Genomic DNA, 14,816 nt, shown 5'->3' on the forward strand with positions numbered 1-14,816 from the left:
TATAGATAGTTTTTTATACCATCCTAGTATAGCTTATGAATCTATCTATAAGAATAATGATATAAAAAAATGTCAAATTATAAGCTTATGTTTAATGATGCTATGAGGTATATTTAATAACTTTTTACACTAAAAATGTATTAAATATACTTTTATGTATTTATTTTTTAATTATAGTGATATAATAAATGTAGAGAATATATTCTTTAATTACCAAATTCATCAACACATAACAAAAGTGTAGGAGCTCCCATTATAAATCGATGCATGCATTAATATAAATTTGTATATAGGAGGAGACTATATGAAAATTAAGGGTATTATTGCAATATCGATGAGTATACTATTAATTGGGTCAATTAGTAGTGTAGTTAAGGCATCAAGTAATAATAAAAGACTACAAAATTTAACTTATAAAGAATTTCAAAAATTAAAATTAAATAAAGACTCTAATAAGTCATTGGTTAGAACAGATAACAATGAAAAACTTTCTTTAGATGATTTAAAGAATAATAAAAAAGTAATTCCATTTAACAAAACAATTTTAAAAAATAAAATAAAATTACCAATTATTAAAAGTGGACAAGATAATTCGGTATCTAAGTATAAAGGAAATAGTGTTGCTTCAGCAGCAGGAGATAAATCAAATAATGCACCAGTTGCTAAATTGGATCCATATATACTTAATCCGGAGTCATTAAAAAATGGAGAAATTACAACAAATACACAAATTGCTTGGATTTGGTCTGACACAGATGCCGATGGAGATGCTTTGTCACGTGCAGTAGGTGGTTTCCCAAGTGCATATATATTAGGCGTTTTACAGGATAATAAAGGTTTTGTTACTCAATTTACCAACGCTGGTGATTTTGATTTATACTACCAGGTAACGGATTCTAAAGGAGCTAAGTCTAATATTGTTGGATATTCTATACATGTTATACCACCAGAGGATTACCAAGCTTTTCAAGGTACCTTTCAATCTACAACTGATGTAAAAACATATAATGTAGCGGTTGACTTTTCTAAAATGGATACAGCTGCAATATGTTTGACAGGAACAAGTAAAGATTATATGAATTTAAAAATATCTGATCAAAGTGGAAACGTAGTGCAAAACGTATATAATTACGATAAAAAGTGGGTATATATTAACAAACCCTCTTCAAATGCAGGAATTTGTAATTATACAATAACAATAACACCAACTGTATTGTCATCTAATAGCACATATAACTCCTATAGACTTATGATTGGAAATAAAAATGATGTTGAGGCTATGCTTAGTGGAATACAAAACACTATTATATTAGATAAATATACAAATGAAAATGTAAAACAGTTTATTCAAGAATATACTCCTAATAAAAATCAAGAATGGTTTAAATTTACCGCTGATGGTTCAACTGTAATAACATTACTAAATAATTATCCAGAATTAAGATTCCAAGTTAGGGATACGGAAAATTTACAAGTTCTTTTTGATACAAATGATCCTAATAATGCGTCAACACATAGGAGTCAATACTGTGGGCTTAACTATAAATATGCAGAAAAAGCACGATTAAATACAACAGCTGGTCAAGATTATTACTTAGTTATATATTCTCCAAGCTTAATACAAGATACACCTATTTTAAATGATGAAATACATTTAACAGTTGGAGATCCCGTTTTAATATACGATAGTACAACAGCTTATGCAGATAACTATATTACAGGGCCTACTACAGGATATTCTTCTATAGCGAATATAAACGTTACAAATGTACCAACAACTGCAGCTGTAAAAGATATTTATGTAAGATCACTAAACGATGTAGCACGCGTATCAGATTTTAATTACTGGAAGGTTATGGCTCCAGGCGAATCTTTCTGGAGAGATTCTGGTCAACAGTGTAATATAGGTATAGATGTCAACTATGTTGAAAATGGAACTAACAATGTTCAACTAATGGGAACTTGGCGTTTTGTATTTCAAGCAGGAGTTGATCCTATAAGTATAATTCCAGGGTTACATTTTGACTATGTATATGAAGCAGGAGATTAATTAAATTTTATCATATATTATATACTTTAATTAGTTACATGGTCGCTTTATTCAGGCGACCTTTTTTATATTGGATGATTTAACTGATTGTTATGTATTTGATTTAGCAAGAAATTTACATAACTAAAATTATAAAAAATAAACATATAATAACTTTTGCTTAAAAAACCACAAGACTTTAAAATTTCATGTTTTGACATTATGCTGCACGTATTATAAAAACATAAATATGTCAATAATTTGTAAATTTATGACTGTACAATAAACATTTGTAACCTTAATATAGTATAATTTAAGATAATATTAATTTTATTTTTATTTTATAGTAAAGCAATCCTGCATTCTATAAAGCTAATAATTGAAATTTATCTACAAGAGGAGGAAACAATGGATAGAATTTTAACATTTGATTGTTATGGAACTCTTATTGATACCAAACCTGTTTTTGATGCCATATCTAATATTGCAAAAAATAACATTTTAAATTCGAAAGATGCTGTAAATATCTATGTGAATTATGAGGATAGGCTTATGTATGGTGAAACGTATATCCCCTATGATAAATTAATAAAACAAGTTTTGGAGTATTGTGATATGGAGTTAGTTACTAATGTTTTTAGCAAATCTTATGATGAAATTATTTCAGTACATAAAAGACTAAAACCTTTTAAAGAGGTAGTAGAAAGCCTTGAGAAAATACATAAAAAAGGATATGAACTTGCTCTGATGTCGAACTCTGTGCATGATATTATTGATTATAACCTAGATGCATTAGGTAATGTTTTTAATAATGTTTTTCTTTCAGAGGATATTCATGCATATAAACCACAGCTTAAGTTTTTTAAATATGTTGAAGAAAGATTAGAATTAAAACAAAAAAAACATTGTCATATTGCCAAGGGATATTGGTGGGATATTGTACCCTGTTCAAAATTGGGCTGGCGTAAAATATGGGTGAACCGAGAGAATAAAAAGGGCAATAAGTGTCATGAGCCATATGAAGAGGTACATACGCTTGATGAAGTTATAAACTTAATATGAAATTAAAAGAAGGGAGGTAATTATGAAAAAGCTAGTTGAGATAAAAAATGTAACAAAGAGTTATGGGAAAAAAGTCATATTGCAAGGTTTCAATATGACAATCAATAAAGGTGATTCAGTTGCAATAAAAAGAAGTAAATATCATTAAGCATACTTATTTTATATTAAGCGTTGACTTTGTATCAAAATGATGCTAATATAGTTTTAATATGATACAAAGCATGTACTTGTAGTAAGGAGAGAAAACATAAATGAGAGACATGAACAAAAAAAATAGAAATGGATTAACTGAAAAAGAATTTTTAGATAGATATGTACCCGGGGATTATGAAAGACCATCCAATACTGTCGACATGTTACTTTTTACTGTTGATGATGTACCTATTGAAGGTAAAGATCCTAATAAAGCATTAAAGATACTTTTAATTAAAAGAGGAGATCATCCTTATATGGGATGTTGGGCTGTTCCTGGAGGATTTGTAAATATTAACGAAGGATTAAGCTCAGCTTGTTATAGAGAACTTAAAGAAGAAACAAATGTAGAAAATGTGTATTTTGAACAACTAAAGACATTTGGTGATGATGTAAATAGAGATCCGCGTATGAGAGTTATTTCTGTAGCCTATATGGCTTTAGCAGATAAATTAAGCATAACACCTAAGGCAGGGGATGATGCGGATGACGCAAAATGGTTTACAGTAAAAAAGAGATTTATATCATCAAAAGGATTTGGTATAGATAAAATTGATACCTATAATATTTTATTAACTTCAGATGATGGTGAAACTAAAATTGGATATCTGGTAACTGAAAAATTTGAAAAAAATGGTGTTGTTACAATAAAGGTGCCTTCATATAGACTTTTGGAGTGGAGTAAAGAAGAGCTTGCATTTGACCATATAGAAGAAATAGATTGTGCTTTAGAAAGATTAAAGAATAAAATTGAATACACTCCAATTGCTTTTTCACGACTTCCTAAATATTTTACATTGAGAGAAGCTCAAAAGGTCTTTGAAGCTATTCTTAATTTAGAAAAGCCTTTAACAAGAGCTAACTTTAGAAGGAAAATTAAAAAGATGGTAGTTGAAACTGAAAAAGAAAAGATAACATCTGGAAGACCTGCTACTTGTTATACATTTAATGAAGATTGGCAGCATACTTTTCTAGATGAATAAACTGAAAGGATTGTAGTTATAATGGGTAAATTTGAAGAAAAAATATTAAATATGTCAGAAGAAATAAAAGGGAAATTTGTTGATTTAAATGATTTAGATAAGGACAAAACAGCTATAGTTATTGTAGATATGGTAAATGGCTTTGTTCATGAGGGAGCCTTATCTTCTCCTAGAGTTGAAGGAATAGTTGATGAAATTGTAAGAATTAATGAGAAAACCCTAGGAAATAAAAAAATATTTTTCTTAGATGAGCATACTAATAATTCAACAGAATTTAAAAGCTATGCTAAACATTGTTTAGAGGGAAGCTTAGAAGCAGAGCTTATTCCTGAGTTAAAGAATGAAGCACTACTTGATAGTAATACAGTAATGATACCTAAAAACAGTGTAAATGGTTTTCATGCACCAGGTTTTAAAAAGTGGCTTGAGGAAAATGAATCTCAAATAGAAAATTATATAATATGTGGATGCGAGGTTGATATTTGCGTTTCAAATTTTGCTAACACTTTAAAAACTTACTTTAATCAAAAAAACATGGATAAAAGAATCATTATTCCAAGTAATGCTGTTGAAACATTTGATTTTGGAACACATGACGGCGATTTAATGAAAATTATTTCTTTGTGGGAAATGCAGTCAAATGGAATAGAGATTGTGGATAGAGTTTTATAAGAATATACTTTGCTCTTTAACTTAGCTTTATTTTTATACAAAGTTAAAGAGCAAAGATATTGACAAATAAATACTATATGATATAATGTTTGTATCATATTGGTACAAATGGAAAATGAGAAAGATAAGAACAAATTTTTTTTATCTTTGCTTTGTATCAATATAGTACAAAGTAAAAAGAGGAGATATTTTGATTATGGAAGATTATTTGACTTATATATTAAAAGAATTAATGAAAAACAAAAGGCTTAATAAATTTGATGGAATTGTTAGAGAAAAAAATAGAAGCGTTTATTTAAAACATGGCAGGGTTTATGAAGAGTATAGTATTGATTTAGTATTTTCTATTGATACAGACAACTATTGTAAAGAAACAATTGCTTTTACCATTAAAGTTAATTCATTCAACTCAAAAATTGAAGTAACAAAACATTTTACTTCAGAACATTTAATATTTAGTATAAATTCAATTGATTGTGTAGTTCTGTATGTAGTAAATGAAATAATTAATTTTAAAAATAGAGATAAACAAATTACAAATTATTTAAAGGCATCAAATGATTAAAATTAAATTGATAGGAGATCTGCAATTATGAATAAAATAAAAAAATTTAATGTTAAAGATGATAGAAATTTATCTATGCTAATGGATTTTTATGAATTAACCATGGCTAACGGATACTTACTAAAAGGATTCGGTGATAAGATAGTATATTTTGATGTATTTTATAGAAAGAATCCAGATGGAGCAGGCTTTGCCATAGCAGCAGGATTACAACAAATAATAGATTATATAAAAAATTTAAAATTCTCAGAAGAGGATATTGAGTATCTAAAAGAAAAAAATATGTTTTCAGAGGACTTTCTAAAATATATGAAAAATTTTAGGTTTTCAGGGAGCATTAATGCCATTCCAGAGGGAACACCTGTATTTCCTAATGAAGCACTTATAACAGTAAAAGCAAAGGCCATTGAGGCACAGTTAATTGAGACAATGTTACTAATAACAATAAATCATGAATGTCTAATAGCTACTAAAACAAATAGAATTGTTAGAGCAGCAAAAGGAAGACCGGTATTGGAATTTGGTGCAAGAAGAGCACAGGGATATGATGGAGCTGTATACGGAGCAAGAGCTTCATATATAGGCGGAGCAGCAGGAACAGCTACAACACTTTCTGAACAAATGTTTAATGTGCCAGCTTCTGGAACAATGGCTCATTCATGGATTCAGTTCTTTGGAGATGAATTTGAAGCATTTAAAGCCTATGCAGAAATTTATCCTGACGCATGCACTTTACTTGTAGATACCTATAATGTACTAGAGAGTGGTATTCCTAATGCTATTAAAGTAGCAAAAGAAGTTTTAGAGCCTATGGGAAAAAGGTTAAAAGGAATAAGGTTAGATAGTGGAGATCTTGCATATTTGTCTAAAAAGGTAAGGAAAATACTTAATGCATCAGGGCTTGAAGACTGCAAAATAGTAGTATCAAATAGTTTAGACGAGTATATAATTGAAGATCTTATTGCACAAGGAGCTAAAATAGATGTGTTTGGTGTTGGTGAAAGAATGATTACTGCTAAGTCTGATCCTGTATTTGGCGGAGTTTATAAACTTGTTGCAGTTGAAGAGGATGGACAAATAGTTCCAAGAATTAAGCTTTCTGAAAATGCTGAAAAAATAACAAACCCTGGTTATAAAACACCTTGGAGATTGTATGATAAAGAAACAGGAAAGGCCATAGCAGATGTTATTACCTTAGCTCATGAGAAAATAGATGAGAATAAGGAATATACTATATTTGATCAAGAGAATATTTGGAAGAAGAAAAAAATAACAAAATTTGTAGCTAGAAAGCTTCAAGTTCCAGTATTTATTGATGGAGAATGCGTGTATGAAAGCCCAACACTTGAAGAATCTAGAGAGTATTGTGAAAAGCAATTAGATACGCTATGGGATGAAGTTAAGAGATTTGTTAATCCTCATAAATATTATGTTGATTTATCAATGGAGCTATGGCATGTAAAGCAGGAATTAATTCAAAAGTATAGAGTTAAATAAAATGCATAGCAATAATATTATATTGGTATACGGAGGGGCTTTTAATCCTCCCTCAGCTTCACATATTACTTTAGCTAAACAATTATTAAACTATACTGGAGCAAAAAAACTAATGTTTGTACCAGTAGGAAATCAGTATAAAAAGAAAGAATTAATACCTGCTTACCATAGAATAAATATGCTTCAAATTGCTTGTGAATGCAATAATAGATTAGAAGTAAATACAACTGATGTGGATTTTAAAAGAAGGCTGTACACTATAGAGACATTGGAAATTATAAAAAAACAAAACAGTGATAAAGATATATATTTTATTATAGGTACAGATAATCTCAGGGATATTCTCAATTGGAAACATTGGCAAAGGCTTTTAACTGAGTATAAGATAATTGTTATGGATAGGGGAGAAGATACGATTTTTAAAGTATTTAAGGATATTCCTATCTTAAAAAAATATAAAGCTAACCTTATTCAAATACCAGGATTATTAGTTAATAATATAAGTTCTACATTAATAAGAAACAATATTAGACAAGATAAAACTATTGAACATTTAACAATAAAGAAAATCATTAAATATATAAAAGAAAACAATTTGTATAAGTAGATGATTATTGGCATTGATTTGAAATTTAGCTAGATAAGGGGAGATAGATATGCAAATGAAGAAAGATTTTGGATATATAAGAGTTGGTGTTGCTTCCTGCGAACTTAAGGTAGCAAATCCAAATTATAATGTTAAAAGTATAATTTCTATTATGAAAAAAGCTTATAGAAGGCATCATATTAAAGTGTTAGTATTTCCTGAACTTTGTGTTACAGGATATACCTGTGGGGATTTATTCAATCAAAATCTTTTAATTAAGAGGGCTGAAAATGAATTAAATAACCTATTGGTTTCAACATCAAATATAAATATGATAACTGCTGTTGGCATGCCGGTTAAAGCGGATAATCAGTTATTTAATTGTGCAGTTATAATTAATAATGGAAATATACTTGGAGTAGTACCAAAAACATTTATACCTACATATAATGAATTTTACGAGAAAAGAAATTTTGCAGGCGCTATTTCAAGGATAAGTGATGAAATTATTCTGTGTGGAAAAAAAGTTCCTTTTGGTGAAAATCTGCTCTTCAAAGACATCTATTCAGAACTTTGCATAGGTATAGATATCTGTGAAGATTTATGGGTTAACATACCTCCGAGTTCTTATCATACACTTAATGGCGCTAATCTAATATTAAATCTATCTGCAAGTGATGAAATTGTTGCAAAATCAGATTATAGAAGGGATCTTGTAAGGCTTCAATCTGCAAAATGTATTACATCCTATGCATATGCTTCTTCAGGGCAAACAGAAAGTACTTCAGATTTAGTATTCTCTGGACATTCTATTATAGCCGATAATGGATCCATACTTAAAGACATAAAATTTGAGGAGGCTTCATATGTCAAATATGCAGATGTAGATATAGAAAAACTAATAAGTGATAGAATTAAATTTAATACTTATATGGGTAGAATAGAGGATAAAGAATATAGAACAATTAACTTTCACTTAGGTTATAACGAGAACATGCACTTAGAAAGATATGTTGAGGCTTCACCATTTGTACCTTCAAATAAAAGTAAAAGGAACATAAGATGTAGAGAGATACTAGATTTGCAAGCTTCAGGACTATATCAAAGATTAAATAAAACAGGTATAAATAAGGCTGTTGTAGGTATATCTGGAGGTTTAGATAGTACCTTAGCATTACTTGTAATAGTTGAGGCTTTTAAAAAGCTTAAAGCTCCTATGAAAAATATTATAGGCATTACAATGCCGGGGTTTGGTACTACTAGACGTACTTATAATAATGCTGTAGAGCTTATGAAAAAATTAGGTATTACAATAAAAGAAATATCTATAAAGAAAGCTTGTATACAGCATTTCAACGATATTGGACAAGACTTAAATACCCATGATACTATTTATGAAAATTCTCAGGCAAGAGAAAGAACACAAATACTTATGGATATAGCAAATAAGGAAGGTGCTATTGTAGTAGGCACAGGTGATTTATCCGAATTGGCACTGGGGTGGTGTACTTATAACGGTGATCAAATGTCAATGTATGGTGTAAATAGCAGCATACCAAAGACTTTGGTTAAATACTTAATTATGTGGTATGCAGAAGCATCAAAGGACAATGATATTAGAAACATACTACTCGATATTTATAACACGCCTGTAAGCCCTGAATTGTTGCCTCCCGATAAAGAGGGTAATATTAAGCAGAAGACAGAGGATTTAATTGGTTCATATGAATTAAATGATTTTTTCCTATATAATATGCTTAGGAGTGGCTATGAACCTTTAAAAATATTATATTTAGCAAATATAGCCTTTAAAGATAAATATTCAGAAGATGTTATACATTCAGCATTAAAGAACTTTTATAAAAGATTTTTTACTCAACAATTTAAAAGAAATTGTATGCCTGATGGTGTAAAGATTGGCTCTGTTTCATTATCACCAAGAGGTGACTTACGCATGCCGAGTGATGCTTCATATGGATTGTGGATGGATGAATTATAGACTATATCTATAGCTTTCCGATTATATTAAATATCTAATTGCAAGTTTGTAAAGTTTAGAAATACTAGTTTTTACTATAGTCTTGTTTAAAAATAAAATTGTAATATAACTATAAATAAATTGATAGAAACCACTAAATATTATATAAAAAGTATCAAACTAGGTTTATTATATAAATTTATTGAACAAATTCATTATTAACTATGATATACTAAGGGTTATAGATAAAGGTCTACCTATTAATAGCTTTATAAGAAACATATTGACAAGGAGAGTATAAAATGAGAAAGAAGAATTTTAAACTTGGATTAGGTACACAAATAATTATTGGGCTTGTACTAGGAATTATAGTTGGTATTGTTTTTTATGGAAATACAACAGTTAGTACATATTTAAAACCATTAGGTGATATTTTCATAAATCTAATTAAAATGATTGTAATTCCGATTATCTTTTCTACGCTTGTTGTCGGAGTTGCTGGTGGCGGAAGTGGAAAAACAGTTGGAAGATTGGGTCTGAAAACTATAGTTTACTTTGAATTAGTAACTACAACGGCAATAATACTCGGAATAGTTTCAGCTAATCTATTTCATCCTGGAACAGGTATAAACCTAAGTTCACTTTCGGCAGCTGATATATCCAGTTACATGAAAACCACTAAAACAGCTGAAAATAGTAGCCTGATAAATATGATTGTAAATATTGTTCCTGCAAATATTATTGAATCCTTTGCTAAAGGAGATTTGCTTTCTGTCATATTCTTTTCAGTTATGTTCGGACTAGGAGTTGCAGCTATTGGAGAAAAAGGAAAGCCTGTTTTGAATTTATGTCAAGGAATTTCTGATGCAATGTTTTGGGTGACTAATCAAGTTATGAAAGTTGCACCAATTGGCGTATTCGGATTAATGGGAGTAGCTGTTTCTAAGTTCGGAGTTAAATCTTTAATTCCACTTGGGAAGTTAACTATTACAATTTATGGAACTATGATATTTTTCATCTTTGTAATACTTGGTGTAATTTCAAAGTTTATTGTTAAGGTAAATTTTATTTCATTTCTTAGAGTTATAAAGGATGAAATTATTCTTGCATTTACCTCAGCAAGTTCTGAAGCAGTATTGCCTAAAATAATGCAGAAGAAGGAGAAATTTGGCTGTCCTAAGGGAATTGTATCATTTGTTATTCCAACAGGTTATTCATTTAATCTTGATGGATCAACACTATATCAGTCTATTGCGTCATTGTTTATAGCCCAAGCTTATGGAATTCACTTATCGTTGGCAGCACAAGTCAAATTAGTGATAATTCTCATGATTACATCAAAAGGTATGGCCGGTGTAGCAGGAGCATCTCTTGTTGTACTATTAGCTACTTTAGGCTCAATGGGTATTCCAGTAGCAGGAGTGGCATTTATAGCTGGAATTGACCGTATTCTTGATATGGCAAGAACTGTTGTAAATGTAGTTGGTAATTCATTAGCCTCTGTGGTAGTATCAAAATGGGAGCGCGTATATGATAATGCTCAAGGTGAAAGATATGTCCAAGCAATAAATAATAAATTTGATGTTAATGAAGTAAAGTAGTTTCCTATATAATAAAATTGGCCTACTTTCTTTAAGTTAAAAGCTGTTTGTAAATTACTACAAGCGGCTTTTTTTATTAGAGTAAAAAATTATGATAATCTGATTAATAAAGTTTATATAATTACTAAGGTTTACTATAAAAAAAACAGTACATATTAATTGAGATTATATAATAAATTATAAAGTATTATAGGTAAGTTTTTTCATTTTGAATAAAAACCTTTTTTATGAACATAATTATGCATAAAGAATTTACATAAAAAATAAATATTTATAAAAATTGTATTAGGAGAACAATTAAATGTATGATAATGATTTATGGTTTGCTACAATTAATTTGCCATATAGGCAAAAACTAGAGCTTTTAAGGATTTATAAAACTTCAGATGAGATTTTGTATAACTTCAAAAATTCAGAGCTAATTCAGAAGTATAAATTTGATATTGAGAAGATAAATTATATAAAAGATGAAATGAAAAAAAGTGGAATGAAAATAGTTTTCTGGAATGACGATGATTATCCTAAAGTATTAAAAAATTATGATGACATGCCTTATGGATTATTCTATATGGGAAATATTAAGAAATTGAATGAATTGAATTATAATGTTGCAATTGTAGGTTCAAGAAGATGTACACAATATGGTAAGGATATTACAACTATAATTTCTCGTGAGATATCGATAAATGGAATAGGAATTATAAGTGGTATGGCCAGGGGGATAGATACATATGCTCACAAAATATGCTTGGAAAATAACGGATATACTTGTGCTGTACTTGGCTGTGGGGCTGATGTTATTTATCCAAAAGAAAATAAAAATTTATATTGCCAAATTATTAGAAATGGGTGTATAATTTCTCAATATAAACCAAATACAAAACCGCTGCCATATAATTTTCCAATAAGAAATAAAATTATAAGTGGACTTAGTAATCTAGTTTTAGTTACTGAGGCAGATATTAAGAGTGGTTCGATAATAACAGCGTCCTCTGCTTTAGAACAAGGTAAGGATGTTGGAGCAGTTCCAGGATCTGTCTTCTCTAAAATGAGCAGGGGTACTAACAAACTTATTCAAGATGGTGCACATGTAATAAAAGATATTGATGACGTATTTGGAATTTTAAATTTTCAAAAAATTAATTTTAAAAAAATTCGAAATAATTCATCATATAGCTCAATGCCTGAAAATCAAAGGCAAATATATGACCTGGTTAGTGATAAGCCCATTCATGTTGATGATATAAAACGATGTCTTAATATTGACATTCAGGAACTTTATGAGTTATTATTTGAAATGCAGTTGAAAAATAAAATATTATGCTTAAGTGGAAGTTATTATGTAAGAGTAAATGATTGTTTGTAAATATATAAACTTTATTTTGGAGGGGATAAGATGGGACAGAAATTAGTAATAGTGGAATCTCCAGCCAAGGCAAAAACCATAGGTAAATATCTGGGGAAAAACTACATTGTAGAAGCATCAATGGGGCATGTAAGAGATCTTCCTAAAAGTACTTTAGGAGTAGATATAGATGATAATTATAATCCTAAATACATAACCATTAGAGGCAAGGGTGAATTATTGGATAAACTAAAAAAGGCAGCAAAGAAATGTGACAAAATATATCTTGCAACCGACCCTGATAGAGAAGGGGAGGCTATCTCTTGGCACCTTTCAAAGGTTTTAAAGATAGATGAAAGTGAAAAGTGCAGAATAGAATTTAATGAGATAACCAAGAATGCAATAAAAACTGCAATAAAATGTCCAAGAAAAATTAATATTAATCTTGTAGATGCACAGCAAGCAAGAAGAGTTCTTGACAGATTAGTTGGATATAAGATAAGTCCAATTTTATGGAGAAAGGTTAAATGGGGACTAAGTGCAGGTAGAGTTCAATCCGTTGCTCTTAAAATGGTATGCAGTAGAGAAAAGCTTATAAATGATTTCAAACCAGAAGAATACTGGAGCATAGATGCTCAAGTATATAAACAATCTAAAAAAGATAAGTTTACAATAAGACTAACTTCATTTAAAGGTAAAAAGATAAAAATAAATAATGAAGAAGAAAATGAACAAATAATAAATAGTATTAAGAAAGATGAGTTTAAAGTTGAAAATGTAAAAGAGGGCACAAAAAATAAGAATACTCTTCCACCATTTACTACTAGTACTCTTCAACAGGATGCAAATAAAAAACTTAACTTTTCAACAAAGAAGACAATGTCTGTAGCTCAACAGCTTTACGAAGGAATAGATGTTAAGGGACATGGTACAATCGGTCTTATTACTTATATGAGAACAGATTCAGTTAGAGTATCAAAAGAAGCTCAAGAGGCAGCTAATGATTATATATTAAATGAATATGGTAAAGAGTATTTACCTCCAAGTCCCAAATTATATAAAAGTAAAAAGAATATTCAAGATGCTCATGAAGCAATTAGGCCAACTTATATAGAGCTTACTCCTGGTATGGTAAAATCAAGTTTAAAGGATGATCAATATAAGCTTTATAATTTAATATGGTCTAGATTTATGGCAAGTCAAATGGCTAATTGTATTTTAAATACGTTATCTATTGAAATAAAAAATGGTGAGTATACATTTAGGGCATCAGGTAGCAATGTTAAATTTGAAGGTTTTATGAGAGTTTATAAGTACAATATTGAAGAAGATGAACATAATGAAAAAATTCCGTTGTTGCAAAAAGGTGATTTGTTACATACAGACAAGATAGATGGCAAGCAGCATTTTACTCAACCACCTGCTAGATTTACGGAGGCTTCATTAGTAAAAACTCTTGAAGAAAATGGAATTGGAAGGCCAAGTACATATGCGCCTATTATTTCAACTCTTATCGATAGAAAATATGTAAAGAAGGAAAAAAAGGCTATATTCCCTACTGAACTTGGAAATATAGTAGATAATATATTAAGCGATTATTTTAAGCAAATTATAGATATTGAGTTTACCGCTGATATGGAAAATAAGCTCGATAATGTTGAAGAAGGAAAAGAAAACTGGAAAGAAATTGTTGATGAATACTTTAAACCTTTGAAGGAAGCAATTGATATTGCTGAAAAAGAAGTTGCTAAAATAACCATAGAGGATGAGGTTACAGATATAAAGTGTGACAAATGTGGCAGAAATATGGTTATTAAACACGGAAGGTTTGGAGATTTTTTGGCATGTCCAGGATATCCAGATTGTAAAAACACAAAACCTATTGTAGAAAAATTGAAAGTAAAATGTCCTAAGTGCGGTGGAGATGTAATTGTAAGAAGAAGTAAAAAAGGAAGGAAATTTTTTGGATGTAGTAACTATCCAGACTGTGATTTTGTAAGCTGGTTTGAACCTACAGAAGAAAATTGCCCAAATTGCGGTAGCTTTATGGTTAAAAAATTTAGCAAGGCTAAAGGATACTATCTTCAGTGCTCTAACCAAGAGTGTAAATATGAAAAATCTAATCCTGATCCTGACAAAAAATAATTGTATTATTATAGTTATAATTGTCGGAATTGTAAAAAATAAGGTTGAATAAAAAAAACATATATGATATTATTTTTAATAGATAAGTTGATAATTCGAAATGTTAAGAAAAATTGTAATGTTTTAATACAATAATGATAAGGAAATCGGGAGGAAAAGTA

12 protein-coding genes are annotated in these 14,816 nt (G+C 29.4%); all 12 read left to right on the top strand.

Going from position 1 to position 14,816, the window contains the following annotated elements; translation table 11 throughout:
• Positions 1-304 precede the first annotated feature (304 nt).
• The 12 genes from CA_RS09220 to topA all read left to right on the top strand — a co-directional run bounded on the left by CA_RS09220 (position 305) and on the right by topA (position 14,655).
• Entirely contained in the window at positions 305-2,050 is a 1,746-nt protein-coding gene (locus CA_RS09220; protein WP_010965081.1) for a hypothetical protein, read from the top strand.
• Positions 2,051-2,437: 387 nt separating this feature from the next.
• On the top strand, positions 2,438-3,091 hold the full coding sequence (locus tag CA_RS09225; RefSeq protein WP_010965082.1) for an HAD family hydrolase: 654 nt from the start codon (positions 2,438-2,440) through the stop codon (positions 3,089-3,091).
• A 22-nt stretch (positions 3,092-3,113) separates the two neighbouring features.
• Positions 3,114-3,239: a hypothetical protein gene (locus CA_RS20345; RefSeq protein WP_275541672.1), complete on the top strand. Its 126-nt coding sequence runs from the start codon at positions 3,114-3,116 to the stop codon at positions 3,237-3,239.
• 103 nt (positions 3,240-3,342) lie between these two features.
• Positions 3,343-4,266 carry an NrtR DNA-binding winged helix domain-containing protein gene (locus CA_RS09230; protein ID WP_010965083.1) on the top strand — a complete coding sequence of 308 codons (924 nt, stop codon included), beginning with the start codon at positions 3,343-3,345 and terminating at the stop codon, positions 4,264-4,266.
• 21 nt (positions 4,267-4,287) lie between these two features.
• Positions 4,288-4,938, top strand: a complete 651-nt coding sequence (locus tag CA_RS09235) for an isochorismatase family cysteine hydrolase (protein WP_010965084.1) — start codon at positions 4,288-4,290, stop codon at positions 4,936-4,938.
• A 196-nt stretch (positions 4,939-5,134) separates the two neighbouring features.
• On the top strand, positions 5,135-5,503 hold the full coding sequence (locus CA_RS09240; protein ID WP_241393152.1) for a hypothetical protein: 369 nt from the start codon (positions 5,135-5,137) through the stop codon (positions 5,501-5,503).
• A gap of 27 nt (positions 5,504-5,530) precedes the next feature.
• Complete coding sequence (locus CA_RS09245; RefSeq protein WP_010965086.1) at positions 5,531-7,000, top strand: nicotinate phosphoribosyltransferase; 1,470 nt, start codon at positions 5,531-5,533, stop codon at positions 6,998-7,000.
• 1 nt (position 7,001) lies between these two features.
• Positions 7,002-7,607: a nicotinate (nicotinamide) nucleotide adenylyltransferase gene (gene nadD / locus CA_RS09250; RefSeq protein WP_010965087.1), complete on the top strand. Its 606-nt coding sequence runs from the start codon at positions 7,002-7,004 to the stop codon at positions 7,605-7,607.
• A 49-nt stretch (positions 7,608-7,656) separates the two neighbouring features.
• Complete coding sequence (locus CA_RS09255; protein ID WP_010965088.1) at positions 7,657-9,585, top strand: NAD(+) synthase; 1,929 nt, start codon at positions 7,657-7,659, stop codon at positions 9,583-9,585.
• Between the two features lie 281 nt (positions 9,586-9,866).
• Positions 9,867-11,165: a cation:dicarboxylate symporter family transporter gene (locus tag CA_RS09260; RefSeq protein ID WP_010965089.1), complete on the top strand. Its 1,299-nt coding sequence runs from the start codon at positions 9,867-9,869 to the stop codon at positions 11,163-11,165.
• 301 nt (positions 11,166-11,466) lie between these two features.
• On the top strand, positions 11,467-12,531 hold the full coding sequence (gene dprA / locus CA_RS09265) for a DNA-processing protein DprA (RefSeq protein ID WP_010965090.1): 1,065 nt from the start codon (positions 11,467-11,469) through the stop codon (positions 12,529-12,531).
• Between the two features lie 30 nt (positions 12,532-12,561).
• Complete coding sequence (gene topA, locus CA_RS09270) at positions 12,562-14,655, top strand: type I DNA topoisomerase (protein WP_010965091.1); 2,094 nt, start codon at positions 12,562-12,564, stop codon at positions 14,653-14,655.
• Positions 14,656-14,816 lie beyond the last annotated feature (161 nt).

The sequence above is a fragment of the Clostridium acetobutylicum ATCC 824 genome (assembly GCF_000008765.1).
Taxonomy (GTDB): Bacteria; Bacillota; Clostridia; order Clostridiales; family Clostridiaceae; genus Clostridium_S; species Clostridium_S acetobutylicum.

Bases quoted from the DNA above. Each gene is read 5' to 3' on its own strand.
- CA_RS20345 (WP_275541672.1), top strand. From the start codon at position 3,114: ATGAAAAAGCTAGTTGAGATAAAAAATGTAACAAAGAGTTATGGGAAA.
- CA_RS09255 (WP_010965088.1), top strand. From the start codon at position 7,657: ATGCAAATGAAGAAAGATTTTGGATATATAAGAGTTGGTGTTGCTTCC.
- CA_RS09220 (WP_010965081.1), top strand. From the start codon at position 305: ATGAAAATTAAGGGTATTATTGCAATATCGATGAGTATACTATTAATT.
- topA (WP_010965091.1), top strand. From the start codon at position 12,562: ATGGGACAGAAATTAGTAATAGTGGAATCTCCAGCCAAGGCAAAAACC.
- nadD (WP_010965087.1), top strand. From the start codon at position 7,002: ATGCATAGCAATAATATTATATTGGTATACGGAGGGGCTTTTAATCCT.
- CA_RS09260 (WP_010965089.1), top strand. From the start codon at position 9,867: ATGAGAAAGAAGAATTTTAAACTTGGATTAGGTACACAAATAATTATT.
- CA_RS09245 (WP_010965086.1), top strand. From the start codon at position 5,531: ATGAATAAAATAAAAAAATTTAATGTTAAAGATGATAGAAATTTATCT.
- CA_RS09225 (WP_010965082.1), top strand. From the start codon at position 2,438: ATGGATAGAATTTTAACATTTGATTGTTATGGAACTCTTATTGATACC.
- CA_RS09230 (WP_010965083.1), top strand. From the start codon at position 3,343: ATGAGAGACATGAACAAAAAAAATAGAAATGGATTAACTGAAAAAGAA.
- dprA (WP_010965090.1), top strand. From the start codon at position 11,467: ATGTATGATAATGATTTATGGTTTGCTACAATTAATTTGCCATATAGG.
- CA_RS09240 (WP_241393152.1), top strand. From the start codon at position 5,135: ATGGAAGATTATTTGACTTATATATTAAAAGAATTAATGAAAAACAAA.
- CA_RS09235 (WP_010965084.1), top strand. From the start codon at position 4,288: ATGGGTAAATTTGAAGAAAAAATATTAAATATGTCAGAAGAAATAAAA.